Source organism: Streptomyces gardneri (assembly GCF_006539185.1).
Classification (GTDB): Bacteria; Actinomycetota; Actinomycetes; order Streptomycetales; family Streptomycetaceae; genus Streptomyces; species Streptomyces gardneri.
Genome location: NZ_BJMN01000069.1, coordinates 1 through 14,042, shown reverse-complemented (window position 1 = coordinate 14,042; position 14,042 = coordinate 1). Strand labels below are relative to the sequence as shown.

Genomic DNA, 14,042 nt, shown 5'->3' with positions numbered 1-14,042 from the left:
ATGACAGTGGCCGGGCCGACGGTGCGTTCGCCGATCCTCTCCGTCCGGGCGCGCCGCGTTCTGTGGCCGATAACGACCTGGGCATCTCTCATCCGGGCATAACGTCGTCTTCGGCCGGAATCACCGCGTCGTGGCGTTGTGCCCTTTCTTCCACCGACGTCACGCAACGGCGCGCGACAGGAGTCAGAGGACATGCAGACCAAGCTGGACGAAGCCAAGGCCGAGCTGCTCGAAAGGGCCGCTCGGGTAGCTGAGCACAGCCCGGTCGGGGGGCGACTTCCGACGGGCCCGGAGGGTGCCGGGGAGCGCCCGGACCGGGACACCGTGCTCGAATACCTCCAGCGCTACTACCTGCACACCGCGCCGGAGGACCTCGGCGACCGGGACCCGGTCGACGTGTTCGGCGCCGCGCTCTCTCACTACCGGCTCGCGGAGAACCGCCCGCAGGGCACCGCGAACGTGCGCGTCCACACCCCGACGGTGGAGGAGAACGGCTGGACCAGCAGCCACTCCGTCGTCGAGGTCGTCACCGACGACATGCCCTTCCTCGTCGACTCCGTCACCAACGAGCTGTCCCGCCAGGGCCGCGGCATCCACGTCGTGATCCACCCGCAGGTCCTCGTCCGCCGTGACGTCGCCGGAAAGCTCATCGAGGTCCTGGCGGCCCAGATCGAGGGCGAGCTGCCGCACGACGCGCTCACCGAGTCCTGGATCCACGTCGAGATCGACCGCGAGACCGACCGCGCCGACCTCAAGCAGATCACCGCGGACCTGCTCCGCGTCCTGTCCGACGTCCGGGAGACGGTCGAGGACTGGGACAAGATGCGCGATGCCGCTCTGCGGATCGCCGAGGGCCTCCCGGCCGAGCCCACCGCCTCCGACCTGCGTCCCACCGAGGTGGACGAGGCCCGCGAGCTGCTGCGCTGGCTCGCCGACGACCACTTCACCTTCCTCGGCTACCGCGAGTACGAGCTCGTCAACGGCGACGCCCTGTCCGCCGTGCCCGGCACCGGCCTCGGCATCCTGCGCTCCGACCCGCAGCACTCCGGCGACGACGAGGGCCACCACGCCCACCCCGTCTCGCCCTCCTTCAGCCGGCTGCCCGCCGACGCCCGCGCCAAGGCGCGCGAGCATAAGCTGCTGATCCTGACGAAGGCCAACAGCCGGGCGACCGTGCACCGCCCCTCGTACCTCGACTACATCGGTGTGAAGAAGTTCGACACCGAGGGCAACGTCATCGGTGAGCGTCGCTTCCTCGGACTGTTCTCGTCCGCCGCCTACACCGAGTCCGTCCGCCGGGTCCCCGTCGTCAAGCGCAAGGTCCAGGAGGTCCTGGCGGGCGCCGGCTTCTCGCCGAACAGCCACGACGGCCGCGACCTGCTCCAGATCCTGGAGACCTACCCGCGCGACGAGCTCTTCCAGACCCCGGTCGACCAGCTCCAGTCCATCGTCACCAGCGTCCTGTACCTCCAGGAGCGGCGCCGGCTGCGGCTCTACCTGCGCCAGGACGAGTACGGCCGCTACTACTCGGCCCTCGTCTACCTGCCGCGCGACCGCTACACGACCCGCGTCCGGCTGCGGATCATCGACATCCTGAAGGAGGAGCTCGACGGCACCAGCGTCGACTTCACCGCCTGGAACACCGAGTCGATCCTCTCCCGGCTGCACTTCGTCGTCCGGGTCAAGCCCGGCACAGAGCTCGCCAAGCTGACCGACGCCGACGTCGACCGCATCGAGTCCCGGCTCGTCGAGGCCACCCGCTCCTGGGCCGACGGCTTCGGCGAGGCGCTCAACGCCGAGCTGGGCGAGGAGCGCGCCGCCGAGCTGCTCCGCCGCTACGGCAACGCCTTCCCCGAGGGCTACAAGGCCGACCACTCGCCGCGCGCGGCCGTCGCCGACCTGGTCCACCTGGAGGCCCTCGCCCGTACGGACAAGGACTTCGCGCTCTCCCTCTACGAGCCCGTCGTCGCCGGCCCCGGCGAGCGCCGCTTCAAGATCTACAAGACCGGCGACCCGATCTCCCTCTCCGCCGTCCTGCCGGTCCTCAACCGGCTCGGCGTCGAGGTCACCGACGAGCGCCCGTACGAGCTGCGCTGCGCCGACCGCACCCACGCCTGGGTCTACGACTTCGGTCTGCGGATGCCGGTCCCGACCGGCAACGGCGGCGACTACCTCGGCGACGACGCCCGCGAGCGTTTCCAGGAGGCCTTCGCCGCCACCTGGACGGGCGAGGCCGAGAACGACAACTTCAACTCCCTCGTCCTCTCCGCCGGGCTCAACTGGCGCGAGGCGATGGTGCTGCGCGCCTACGCCAAGTACCTGCGCCAGGCCGGTGCGACGTTCAGCCAGGACTACATGGAGGACACCCTCCGTGACAACGTCCACACCACGCGGCTGCTCGTCAACCTCTTCGAGGCCCGGATGGCCCCGGAGCGCCAGCGCGCCGGCACCGAGCTGATCGACGCGCTCCTGGAGGAGCTGGACGCCGCCCTCGACCAGGTCGCGAGCCTGGACGAGGACCGGATCCTGCGGTCCTTCCTCACCGTCATCAAGGCCACGCTGCGGACCAACTTCTTCCAGAAGTCGGTCGACGGCGCCCCGCACTCCTACGTGTCGATGAAGTTCGACCCGCAGGCCATCCCCGACCTGCCGGCCCCGCGCCCCGCCTTCGAGATCTGGGTGTACTCGCCGCGCGTCGAGGGCGTCCACCTGCGCTTCGGCAAGGTCGCCCGAGGCGGTCTGCGCTGGTCCGACCGCCGTGAGGACTTCCGTACGGAGGTCCTCGGCCTGGTCAAGGCGCAGATGGTGAAGAACACCGTCATCGTGCCCGTCGGCGCCAAGGGCGGCTTCGTCGCCAAGCAGCTCCCGGACCCGGCCGTGGACCGCGACGCCTGGCTCGCCGAGGGCATCGAGAGCTACAAGACCTTCATCTCGGCGCTGCTCGACATCACCGACAACCTGGTCGCGGGCGAGGTCGTGCCGCCGCTCGACGTGGTCCGCCACGACGAGGACGACACCTACCTCGTCGTCGCCGCCGACAAGGGCACCGCGACCTTCTCCGACATCGCCAACGGGGTCGCCGAGTCGTACGGCTTCTGGCTCGGCGACGCCTTCGCCTCCGGCGGCTCGGCCGGCTACGACCACAAGGGCATGGGCATCACCGCCCGCGGTGCCTGGGAGTCGGTCAAGCGCCACTTCCGCGAGCTGGGTCACGACACCCAGACCGAGGACTTCACGGTCGTCGGCGTCGGCGACATGTCCGGCGACGTCTTCGGCAACGGCATGCTGCTCAGCGAGCACATCCGCCTGATCGCCGCGTTCGACCACCGGCACATCTTCATCGACCCGAACCCGGACGCGGCCGTCTCGTACGCCGAGCGCCGCCGGCTCTTCGACCTGCCCCGCTCGTCCTGGGCCGACTACGACACCTCGCTGCTCTCCGCGGGTGGCGGCATCCACCCCCGCAGCGCCAAGTCGATCCCGGTCAACGCGCAGGTCAGGGCCGCCCTCGGCATCGAGGACGGCGTCACCAAGATGACCCCGGCCGAGCTGATGAAGGCCGTGCTCCACGCGCCCGTCGACCTGCTGTGGAACGGCGGCATCGGTACGTACGTCAAGTCCTCGGCCGAGTCCAACGCCGACGTCGGCGACAAGGCCAACGACGCCATCCGCGTCGACGGCCAGGACGTCCGCGCCAAGGTCATCGGCGAGGGCGGCAACCTCGGCGCGACCCAGCTGGGCCGCATCGAGTTCGCGCGCACCGGCGGCCCCGAGGGCGAGGGCGGCAAGGTCAACACCGACGCCATCGACAACAGCGCCGGCGTCGACACCTCCGACCACGAGGTCAACATCAAGATCCTGCTCAACGGGCTCGTCGCCGAGGGCGACATGACCGTCAAGCAGCGCAACAAGATCCTCGCGGAGATGACGGACGAGGTCGGCACGCTCGTCCTGCGCAACAACTACGCGCAGAACACGGCCCTCGCCAACGCCGTCACCCAGTCGCCCTCGCTGCTCCACGCCCACCAGCGCTTCATGCGCCGCCTGGGCCGCGACGGCAGCCTCGACCGCTCCCTGGAGTTCCTGCCCAACGACCGGCAGATCCGCGAGCTGCTCAACAACAGCCGGGGCCTGAGCCAGCCGGAGCTCGCCGTCCTCCTCGCGTACACCAAGATCACGGTGGCCGACGAGCTGATCGGTACGGAGCTGCCGGACGACCCGTACCTGCGCGGGCTGCTCCACGCGTACTTCCCGACGCTGCTGCGCGAGAAGTTCACCGAGGCCGTCGACAACCACGCCCTGCGCCGCGAGATCATCACCACGGTCCTGGTCAACGACACCGTCAACGCCGGTGGCTCGACCTTCCTGCACCGCCTCCGCGAGGAGACCGGCGCGTCGATCGAGGAGATCGTCCGCGCGCAGACCGCGGCCCGGGTGGTCTTCCGCCTCGGCCAGGTCTGGGACGCCGTCGAGGCTCTCGACAACCAGGTGCCCGCCGACGTCCAGACCCGGATGCGGCTGCACTCCCGCCGGCTCGTCGAGCGCGGCACCCGCTGGCTGCTCAACAACCGGCCGCAGCCGCTCCAGATCGGCGAGACCATCGAGTTCTTCGCCGACCGGGTGGAGGAGGTCTGGACGCAGCTGCCGCAGCTGCTGCGCGGCTCGGACCTGGAGTGGTACCAGTCGATCCTGGACGAGCTGACCGAGGTCGGCGTGCCGGAGGAGCTCGCGCTGCGGGTCGCCGGCTTCTCGTCCGCGTTCCCGATCCTCGACATCGTCGCGATCGCGGACCGGACGGGCCAGGAGCCGCTCGCGGTGGCCGAGGTCTACTACGACCTGGCCGACCGGCTGCGGATCACCGACCTCATGGACCGGATCATCGAGCTGCCGCGCGCCGACCGGTGGCAGTCGATGGCCCGCGCCTCGATCCGCGAGGACCTCTTCGCGGCGCACTCGGCGCTCACCGCCGACGTCCTGACGGTCGGCAACGGCACGTCGAGCCCGGAGGAGCGGTTCAAGGCCTGGGAGGAGAAGAACGCGGCGATCCTGGGCCGCGCGCGGACGACCCTGGAGGAGATCCAGGGCTCGGACACCTTCGACCTGGCGAACCTGTCGGTGGCCATGCGGACGATGCGCACGCTGCTGCGTTCGCACAGCTAGCCGTGTGAAAGGGAAGGGCCCCGCCGGTGTTCCGGCGGGGCCCTTCCCCTTCCCTTTCCCCTTCCCTTTCCCCTTCCCTTTCCCCTTCCCCTTCCGCTTTCTCTTCCTCAGTCGGTCTGCTCGGGGGGCTCGGTGACCGTCGAGGTCCACAGGCGGCGGGCGGCGAGCAGGGCCGCCGCGAGGAGCAGGCCGTTGCGGACCACCATGACGGTGATGCCGGAGGGCGTGCCGGCGAGGACCTCCAGGTACAGGACGGGGTACGCGAGCGAGCTCAGCGCCGCCGCCGGGAGCAGGAGCAGGGCCGCCGGGCGCATCACGGTCCGGCGGGAGGTCAGGCAGACGGCGGCGAGGCCGAGGAGCCAGACCATGTACTGGGGGCTGATGACCCGGCTGGTGGCGGTGAAGAGGAGGACGGCGGCGAAGGCCGCGTCGAGCGGGGTCGCGGGGGTCCAGCGCCGGGCCCGGACGCGCCAGAGCAGCAGCCAGCCGAGGGCGATGACGGTGAGCAGCAGGGCGAGGTGCCCCAGGCTGGACGCGTACGGTCCGACGTACTCGAAGGAGCCGTAGCGGAACTCGACCCGGCCCGGCCAGATCCCCGCGGCTTCGGCCAGCGCGAGGGCCGTGCCGCCCAGGGACTCGACCTGGATGCCGCGGTTGCCCTGCATGCGGAGGAAGCCGAGCGAGTTCGAGAAGAACAGCGCGAGGGTGGCGACGAGGGCGACCGAGGCGGTGACGGCGGCGGTCCAGGCCTCGCGGGTGGTACGGCCCCGGGGTGTGCCGATCAGGGTGAGCGCCGGCCAGACCTTGACCATGGCGCCGATCCCGGCGAGCGCCCCGCCGAACTGATGGGCGCCCGTCGAGCGGGCGTTGACGGCGAGCAGGGCGAGGACGGCGAGAGCGGTGGTGTGGACGTCGTACCGCGCGAGGGGGAGGTGCAGGAGGAGCGGGAGGCCGCAGACCCAGTACCAGGCGCCGTGGGTGAGGCGCTCGCTGTCGGCGCGGGCGAGGGCGAGGGTGATGACCGCGTCCGCGAGGAGGGCGAGGGCCACGAAGGCCTGGAAGTACGTGAGCGAGGGCAGGAGACCCGGCGCCATGATCACGAGGCCCGCGCCGGGCGGGTACTGCCAGGTGACGTCTCCCGGCGGGAAGGTGCCGCTCGCGAACTGCCCGTACCAGTGCCGGTAGAGGTCCACCTCGCGGGCGACGCCGCCGATGCCGAGGTCGTCGCGGAGGAGCAGTACGAGCATGCCGATGCGGGTGAGGAGCCAGACGGCCGCGAGGGCGAGGGTGGGGCCGCGGCCGACCGTCACGAAGGTGGCGGAGGTGAAGGTGTCCGAGTCGAAGGGGGACCCGGTCAGGGAGGGCGGAGGGGGCGCGGTGGGCAGGGCCGGTGCGGTGGGGGACCGGGGCGCGGCGGGTGACGGAGGCTCGGTCCGGGCCCGGCGTGGCGGCTGCGGGTGCTCGTTCGTCATCCCTCCGCACTGTAGTCCGCTATGTCTTGTTTACTCCGCTTTGGTGCCTGCGGTCCTTGCCGTGCCCGCCTTGCTCGCTGTCGCGGTGAACTCCTCGTACGCCGCCACCACCTCCTTCGCCGGGCCGTCCATCCGCAGCGTCCCCGCCTCCAGCCACAGCGCGCGCTCGCAGGTCTCCGTGATCGTGGAGTTCGAGTGGCTGACCAGGAAGACCGTCCCCGCCTCCGCCCGCAACTCGTCGATCCGCCGTTGGCTGCGCCGCCGGAAGCGCGCGTCGCCGGTCGACAGGGCCTCGTCGATGAGCAGCACGTCGTGGCTCCTGGCGGCGGCGATCGAGAAGCGCAGCCGGGCGCCCATCCCGGAGGAGTACGTCCGCATGGGGCGGGAGATGGCGTCGTCCTTCTCGTTGATCCCGGAGAACTCGACGATCCCGTCGTAGCGTTCCCGGACCTCCGCGCGGCTCATGCCCATCGCGAGGCCGCCCAGGACCACGTTCCGTTCGCCGGTCAGATCGCCCATCAGGGCCGCGTTGACGCCGAGGAGGGCGGGCCGGCCGTGGGTGTAGACCTGGCCCCGCTCGACGGGCTGGAGGCCCGCGATGGCCTTCAGGAGCGTCGACTTGCCCGATCCGTTCGAACCGATCAGGCCGATCGCCTCGCCCCGGTACGCGGCGAAGCTCACGCCCTTCACGGCGTGGACGCGGCGGCCGGCCGGAGCCGTTCGGCCACGGCGCAGCATCCGGCCGAGGGCGGCGGTGGCGCTGCCCCGTCCGCCGGGGTGTCCGCCGTGGACCGTGTAGGTGATGTGGACGCCGTCGACCACGACGGTGGGGGTTCCCTGGATGTCAGCCACGGCCGTACGTCTCCTCTGCCTTCCAGAACCAGATGAAGCCGCCCGTGAAGGCGAGCAGGGCCCAGCCGGCGGCCAGTGCCCAGACGTGCGGCGGCAGCCGGTCCGACGTGTAGCTCTCGATCAGCGCGAAGCGCATGAGGTCGATGTAGACCGCCGCCGGGTTGCACTGGAGGGCCAGCGCCACGGCGTCCGGGAAGCGGGCGGTGCTCGCGAGGTTCTGGATCGACCACATGACGCCCGAGGCGTACATCCAGGTGCGCAGCACGAAGGGCATCAGCTGGCTGATGTCGGGGGTGCGGGCCGCGAGCCGTGCGAGGACGAGGGCCGCGCCGGTGTTGAACAGCGCCTGGCAGAGGAGTGCCGGGACGGCGAGCAGCCAGCTCCAGGTGGGGAACTCGCCGCAGCAGGCGAGGATCACGCCGAGTGCGGTGAGCGAGAGCAGGAGCTGCTGGAGCTGCTGGAGCGCGAGCGAGATCGGGAGGCTCGCGCGGGGGAAGTGCAGGGCGCGGACCAGACCCAGGTTGCCGCTGATCGCGCGTGTGCCGGCCAGGACCGTGTCGGAGGTGAAGGTCCACACGAAGATGCCGGTGAGCAGGAACGGGACGTAGTCGGGGACGCCGTGCTTGGCGTTCATGAGGACGCCGAAGATCGCGTAGTACACGGCGGCGTTGAGCAGTGGGGTCATCACCTGCCAGACCTGGCCGAGCCGGGCCTGGCTGTACTGGGCGGTGAGGCGGGCGGTCGCGAAGGCGGCGATGAAGTCGCGGCGGGACCAGAGCTGCCGGACGTAGACGGGGAGCGAGGGGCGGGCGCCGCTGACGGTCAGGCCGTGGCGCAGGGCGAGCGCGCGGAGGTCGGGGGTGGGTCCGGGTCCGGGGCCGGGGCTGGGGTCGGGTCCCGGTGCCTGTGTGGTGGGCGCTCGGGGGGCGGATGCGGGGAGTGTCGAGGTGGTGGTCACGGGCGGGCGCTTTCGACGAGGGGTGCGGGCATCGTCGGCGATGGAACGGGTCCGTATCGTCGCTACGTGGAGGTTAGGGCGCTCCCACGTCGGAACGCAACCGTATCGTCGTAACGTCGTCGTTGGTTAGGATGCCGTTCATGACCGAACCGACCCCCCGCCGCACCCCCGCCGGAGCCGCCGTACTCCGCGAGGACGTGACCGAGGCGATCCGTGACGCCGTCTTCGAGGAGCTCGCGGCCGTCGGCTTCGCCCGGATGTCCATCGAGGGCATCGCGCGCCGCGCGGGCGTCGGCAAGACCGCCGTCTACCGGCGCTGGAAGTCCAAGCTCTCGCTCGTCCTCGACCTCGTCGGCGCCTTCGCCGCCCAGGGCGTCCCGGTGCCCGCCACGGGTTCCCTGGACGGGGACGTGCGCGCGCTCCTGGAGATGGCCTCGTACGCCCTGCGCCACCCGATCGCCTCGCAGGTCATCCCCGACCTGCTCGTCGAGGCCGCACGGCAGCCGGAGATCGCCGACGCCATCCGGGCGGCGCTGCTCGACGGCCAGCAGGGCGTCATGGCGCGGATCGTCCGCGAGGCCGTCGCCCGCGGTGAACTCCCCGAGGACACCGACCCGGCCGAGGCCCTCGACCTCGTCGTCGGTCCCCTCTACTGGCGCCTCGTCGTCGTCCGCACGCCCCTGCCCGAGGGGTACGTGGACCGGCTCGCGCGCGCGGCGGTGGCGGCGCTGCGCGCCTGAGGCACTCCCGAGCCACTCCCGAGCCGCTCCCGGGGGGGGCTTACTTCACCGCCCCCGCCATCACCCCGGACGCGAACTGCCGCTGGAACGCGAAGAACACCGCCAGCGGCACCACCATCGACAGGAACGCCCCCGGCGCCAGCACGTCCACGTTGTTGCCGAACTGCCGGACCTGCTGCTGGAGCGCCACCGTGATCGGCGGCGACTGCGAGTCCGCGAAGATCAGCGCGATCAGCATGTCGTTCCACACCCACAGGAACTGGAAGATCCCCAGCGAGGCGATCGCCGGACCGCCGAGCGGCAGCACCACCCGGGTGAAGAGCCGCACCTCGCCCGCCCCGTCGAGCCGTGCCGCCTCCAGGAGCTCGCGCGGGATCTCCGCGAAGAAGTTCCGCAGCAGGAAGATCGCGAACGGCAGGCCGAAAGCCGTGTGGAAGAGGACGACCCCGAGCGTCGTCTCGAAGAGCCCGACCGCGCCGAAGAGCTTCGACACCGGGACCAGTGCGACCTGCACCGGGACCACGAGCAGGGCCACCACTCCCAGGAACCACCAGTCCCGGCCCGGGAACTCCAGCCAGGCGAAGGCGTACCCGGCGAACGAGCCGAGGAGGAGGACGAGGAGCGTGGCCGGGACGGTGATCAGGACGGTGGAGAGGAGCGAGCCGGTGATCGTGCCGTTCGAGAGGAGCCGGGTGTAGTTCTCGGTGGTCAGCTGCGCCGGGGCCGCGAACACCTCCCACCAGCCGCTCCCCGCGATGTCGGAGGGCGAGCGGAAGGAGGAGAAGAGCAGCCCGGCCGTCGGCAGCAGCCAGAACAGGCCGGCCAGGACGAGGAGGACACGGACCGCGCCTCCGGCCGCGCGGGCCGCGATCCGGGAGACGGGTGAGACGGGTGAGGTGGGCGAGGTGGGCGAGGGGGGCGAGGGGGGTGAGGCAGGTCGGGCGGTCTTCGGGGTGGGGGAGGTCCTCGGGGCGGGGGCGGTCATCGGCGGGTCTCCCTTCGGATGCGACGGATGTTGACCGCCATCACCGGCAGCACCAGCAGGAGCAACACGACGGCGATGGCCGAGCCGACCCCGAGGTCCGCGTCCGTGCCGAAGGACGAGCGGTACAGCTGGAGTGCGAGCACGTTCGCGTCGTCCTGCGCCGAGCCCGGCGCGATGACGAAGACCAGGTCGAAGACCTTGAGCACGTTGATCATCAGGGTGACGAGGACGACCACGAGGACCGGGGCCAGGAGCGGGACCGTGATCCGGCGGAACACCTGCCACTCGTTCGCCCCGTCCACCCGCGCCGCTTCGAGCAGTTCGCGCGGTACGGCCGCGAGCCCGGCGCCGATCAGGACCATCGCGAAGCCGGCCCACATCCACACGTACGCCCCGATCACGGCCGGGGTGACGAGCGAGGGACCCAGCCACTCCACGCCGTCGTACTGCTCCCGGAAGTTGCTCGCGGGCAGGCGGAGCACGGCTCCGTCGACGCGGTCGGCGGGCAGGGTGAAGGAGCCGTCGGCCGCCGCCGTGGCCCTGGCGACCACCTCCCCGTCCCGTACGGCCTCGATCCGCAGCCCGGCGAGGCCCAGTTCGGCGGGGTCGACGACGTTCGGCTTCCCGCCGCCGCCCTTGGTGAAGTCCAGCCAGGCCGTTCCGGTGACCGTGTCCCCGGCGGCCGACGGCGCGGCCGGCTCGCGGGCCGGGCGGGCCTCCTCGGGCATCCGGCCCGGAGCCACCCCGACGAGCGGGAGACGGACGGGCTCCCCGGCGCGCACCACCTCCTTGGTGACGTACGCGCCGCCGCCGGCCGCCGTGAGCGGGTGCACGGGGAGGGGGCGGGCCCGGGGGAAGCCCGAGGCCTCGGCGAAGGTGTCGTGGACCCCGACCCAGACGGCGTTGGCGACGCCCCGGTCCGGGTCCTGCTCGTAGACGAGCCGGAAGATGATCCCGGCCGCGAGCATCGAGATCGCCATCGGCATGAAGACGACCAGCTTGAACGCCGTGCCCCAGCGGATGCGTTCGGTCAGCACGGCGAACAGCAGGCCGAGGGCGGTGGCGACCGCGGGGGCGAGAACCAGCCAGATCAGGTTGTTGCGTACGGCGGTGCGGAGCGAGTCGTCGGTGACGAGCGCGAGGTAGTTGTCCAGGCCCACGAAGGAGGAGCCGGAGCGGTCGAAGAGCGAGCGCTGGACGGAGTACCCGATCGGGTAGACGACCAGCGCCCCGAGCAGGAGCAGCGCGGGGAGCAGGAACCCCGCCGCGACCGCCCTGCTGTTGCCGTTGCTGCGGGTGCGGGCGGTCCTCGGCATGCCGGGACCTCAGCTCTTCGCGGCGGTCCGGTACGCCTTCGCCGCGTCCGCCTCCAGGCGCGCCTGCGTCCCGGCGACGTCCTTCGGGTTCTTCAGGAAGTCCTGGAGCGCCTTCCACTCGCCCTTGCCAGGGGTCCCGCCGAACGACTGCGGCATCTGGTCCGACATGTCGAAGCGGAAGTCGTCACCGGCGCCCACGAGGGCCTTGGCGATCTCGCGCTGGACGTCGTTCGGATACGCGGCCGGGTCCAGGTTCTTGTTGGGGGAGAGGAAGCCGCCCTCGGCCGCCCAGATCCTCGCCGCGTCCGGGGAGGCCAGGAAGGCGAGCAGCGCCTGCGCGCCCTTGGTGTCCTTCAGCGCCACGGCCGCGTCGCCGGCCGTCACGACGGGAGCGGTGCCGCCGCCGACCACCGGGAACGGGAAGACCTTCGCGTCCGTGCCGATCTTCGCCTTCGTCTGGGCGATGTTGACGGCCGCGAAGTCGCCCTCGAAGACCATCGCCCCCTTGGGCTGGTCGCCGCCCGTGAAGGTCTGGGTGACCGAGACCGGGTACTCGGTCTGCAGCGCGCCGCTCGTCCCGCCCGCGAGCAGCGCGGGCTTCCCGAACAGCTCGGCGAGCGTGGTCAGGGCAGCGGCGACGGACGGGTCGGTCCACTTGATCTCGTGCTTCGCCAGCTGGTCGTACTTGGCCGGACCCGCCTGGGAGAGATAGACGTTCTCGAACCAGTCGGTGAGGGTCCAGCCGTCCGCGCCGCCGACCGAGACCGGGGTGACCCCGGAGGCCGAGATGGTCTCGGCGGTGGTGAGGAACTCCTTCCAGGTCTTCGGCTCGGTCGCGCCCGCGTTCTCGAAGACCGCGGTGTTGTACCAGACCAGGGACTTGTTGGCGGCCTTGAAGTAGACGCCGTACTGGGTGCCGTCGACCGCGCCGAGATTCCGCCAGCCGGGCGAGTAGTTCGCGGCGAGCTGGGCCTCGGTCTCGGGGCCGACCGGCTTCAGCCACTTCTGGGCGGCGGCCTGCTGGATCGCGCCGACCTGCGGGAGCATCGCCACGTCGGGCGGGGAGCCGCCGGCGATCTTCGTCCCGAGGAAGTTCACGATCGGGTCCTGGGCGGGCACGAACGTGACGGTCGCGCCGGTGCGCTTCTCGAACTCCTTGAGGACCTTGGTGAAGTTCTCCTGCTCCGGGCCCGTCCAGACGGCGGCGACCTCGATCTTCTCGCCCTTGAGGGAGGTGCCGGAGCCGGGCGAGGCGCTTCCCGGGTCCTTGTCGGCCTCGCCGGCGCCCCCACCGCCCCCGCCGCAGGCCGCGAGGGCCAGTGCGGTGAGCGCCGTGAGCGCCGTCATGGTCACTGCGGCCTTGCGTGGACGAAGAGTTGTACGCATCGCTGCCCCGTCTCTCCTGTGCGCGTCGCTGTCCCGTGCCGACAGGTCTACGCCGGGTGGCGGAGCCCCCGCAATACCGCCTTCCGTGTCAAGCAGGGGATCGTGATGCCCTCGTGACGTGCCGTCAGGCGCCTTGGCGGGTGCTCCGCCAGGTGCTTCGTCAGGTGCTTCGTCAGGCGCGGGTGGCGGGCGCGAGCGGCGGTATGGGCGTCGCCTCGACCGAACGGGCCGCCCGGTCCAGGGCGCTCGCGAGGAGGGCCAGGTCCGTCGGACCGTTGCCCAGCTCGCGGACCGGGCGTCGGGTGGGCGGGTCGCCCATCCGCTCCCACTCCAGCGGGACGACCACCGGGCGGAGCGTCGCCGTCCGCGGGATGCGGCCGGTCACACGGCCCGCCTGGAACGGGGTCACGCGGCCGTCCGGATGGCCGAGCCTGCCCCGTCCGGCCGCCGGCACGTCCGGGCCCGCCGCCACCGGGGGCGCGTCGAGCACGATCCGCAGCCGGGCCCCGTGGGCCAGCTCCGTGTCGGCCGTGCGGTCTGGGCGGGACGAGGTCGCGACGAGGTGCACCCCGAGCCGCTCGCCGTGCCGGGCGACGGCCTCCAGGGCCCGTACGACCGATCCGGCGGCCGGCCGGCCGGAGGCTCCGAGCGCGGGGGCGACCAGGGCGTCGAAGTCGTCGACGAGGACGACGAGCCGCGGCAGGGGCCCGGCGCCCGCCGCCCGGGCGGAGCCGGACTCCCCGACGGCGGGCCGCGGAATCCGCCCGGCTGTCTGGTCGCTTGTCCCGGGCTGCTCGCTCGCGGGGTGCGGCACGCGTCCGCTCGGGTGGTCGGCGAGGTCGCCGTTGCCCGTGCGGAGCGTGCGGCTGCTCGGGCGGTCGTCCAGGGACCCGCCCTCGCGCCGGGGGAGCCGCCCGCTGGGCGTGTCGGCCAGGAAGCCGTCCCCAGCCACGGACCGCGCGCGGGAACCGGCACGGTCACCGCCCTCGGCGGCGCCGGGATACGGCAGGCGCCCGCTCGGGCGGTCGCCGAGGTCGCCGGAGCCCGCACGGGGCACGCGTCCACTGGCGCGCCCGCCGAGGTCCTCGGCGCCGGGGTACGGGACGCGTCCGCTGCCGCGGCCGCCCAGGTCGTCCGCGCCGGGGTGGAGCGGGTCGCTTTCGTCGCCGACGC

8 protein-coding genes and 1 pseudogene are annotated in these 14,042 nt (G+C 72.0%); 2 read left to right on the top strand and 7 right to left on the bottom strand.

The window, feature by feature from the left end; genetic code table 11:
- Nucleotides 1–192 precede the first annotated feature (192 nt).
- Nucleotides 193–5,160 (top strand): NAD-glutamate dehydrogenase, encoded by a 4,968-nt coding sequence (locus SGA01_RS37005; RefSeq protein ID WP_141302480.1) that lies wholly within the window; start codon nt 193–195, stop codon nt 5,158–5,160.
- 107 nt (nt 5,161–5,267) lie between these two features.
- Here the strand turns inward: SGA01_RS37005 and SGA01_RS37000 are convergent, their stop codons facing one another.
- From SGA01_RS37000 to SGA01_RS36990, 3 genes are read right to left on the bottom strand one after another with little or no spacing between them, the layout of a single operon-like run.
- Nucleotides 5,268–6,632, bottom strand: coding sequence for a glycosyltransferase 87 family protein (locus SGA01_RS37000; RefSeq protein WP_229917487.1), 1,365 nt, complete (start codon nt 6,630–6,632; stop codon nt 5,268–5,270).
- Between the two features lie 30 nt (nt 6,633–6,662).
- Nucleotides 6,663–7,484, bottom strand: a complete 822-nt coding sequence (locus SGA01_RS36995) for an ABC transporter ATP-binding protein (RefSeq protein WP_141302478.1) — start codon at nt 7,482–7,484, stop codon at nt 6,663–6,665.
- Nucleotides 7,477–8,442 carry an ABC transporter permease gene (locus SGA01_RS36990; protein ID WP_141302476.1) on the bottom strand — a complete coding sequence of 322 codons (966 nt, stop codon included), beginning with the start codon at nt 8,440–8,442 and terminating at the stop codon, nt 7,477–7,479. The genes SGA01_RS36995 and SGA01_RS36990 overlap by 8 nt, the downstream gene beginning before the upstream one ends.
- A 140-nt stretch (nt 8,443–8,582) precedes the next feature.
- Here SGA01_RS36990 and SGA01_RS36985 point away from each other — a divergent pair, with 140 nt between their 5' ends.
- Entirely contained in the window at nt 8,583–9,182 is a 600-nt protein-coding gene (locus SGA01_RS36985; protein WP_174867660.1) for a TetR/AcrR family transcriptional regulator, read from the top strand.
- Nucleotides 9,183–9,222: 40 nt separating this feature from the next.
- Here the strand turns inward: SGA01_RS36985 and SGA01_RS36980 are convergent, their stop codons facing one another.
- The 4 genes and pseudogenes from SGA01_RS36980 to SGA01_RS42440 form a co-directional block, all read right to left on the bottom strand.
- Nucleotides 9,223–10,167, bottom strand: a complete 945-nt coding sequence (locus tag SGA01_RS36980) for a carbohydrate ABC transporter permease (protein ID WP_141302472.1) — start codon at nt 10,165–10,167, stop codon at nt 9,223–9,225.
- Nucleotides 10,164–11,483, bottom strand: a complete 1,320-nt coding sequence (locus SGA01_RS36975; RefSeq protein ID WP_141302470.1) for a carbohydrate ABC transporter permease — start codon at nt 11,481–11,483, stop codon at nt 10,164–10,166. Before SGA01_RS36975 ends, SGA01_RS36980 begins: the two co-directional genes overlap by 4 nt.
- Nucleotides 11,484–11,492: 9 nt before the next feature.
- A complete protein-coding gene (locus SGA01_RS36970) occupies nt 11,493–12,869 on the bottom strand; it encodes an ABC transporter substrate-binding protein (RefSeq protein ID WP_174867658.1) in 1,377 nt (458 codons plus the stop codon).
- Nucleotides 12,870–13,041: 172 nt separating this feature from the next.
- Nucleotides 13,042–14,042: pseudogene (locus SGA01_RS42440) on the bottom strand (FHA domain-containing protein); the annotation flags it as partial.

Coding starts and splice junctions, on each gene's coding strand:
- SGA01_RS37005 (WP_141302480.1), top strand. CDS start 193: ATGCAGACCAAGCTGGACGAAGCCAAGGCCGAGCTGCTCGAAAGGGCC.
- SGA01_RS36980 (WP_141302472.1), bottom strand. CDS start 10,167: ATGACCGCCCCCGCCCCGAGGACCTCCCCCACCCCGAAGACCGCCCGA.
- SGA01_RS36975 (WP_141302470.1), bottom strand. CDS start 11,483: ATGCCGAGGACCGCCCGCACCCGCAGCAACGGCAACAGCAGGGCGGTC.
- SGA01_RS37000 (WP_229917487.1), bottom strand. CDS start 6,632: ATGACGAACGAGCACCCGCAGCCGCCACGCCGGGCCCGGACCGAGCCT.
- SGA01_RS36970 (WP_174867658.1), bottom strand. CDS start 12,869: ATGCGTACAACTCTTCGTCCACGCAAGGCCGCAGTGACCATGACGGCG.
- SGA01_RS36985 (WP_174867660.1), top strand. CDS start 8,583: ATGACCGAACCGACCCCCCGCCGCACCCCCGCCGGAGCCGCCGTACTC.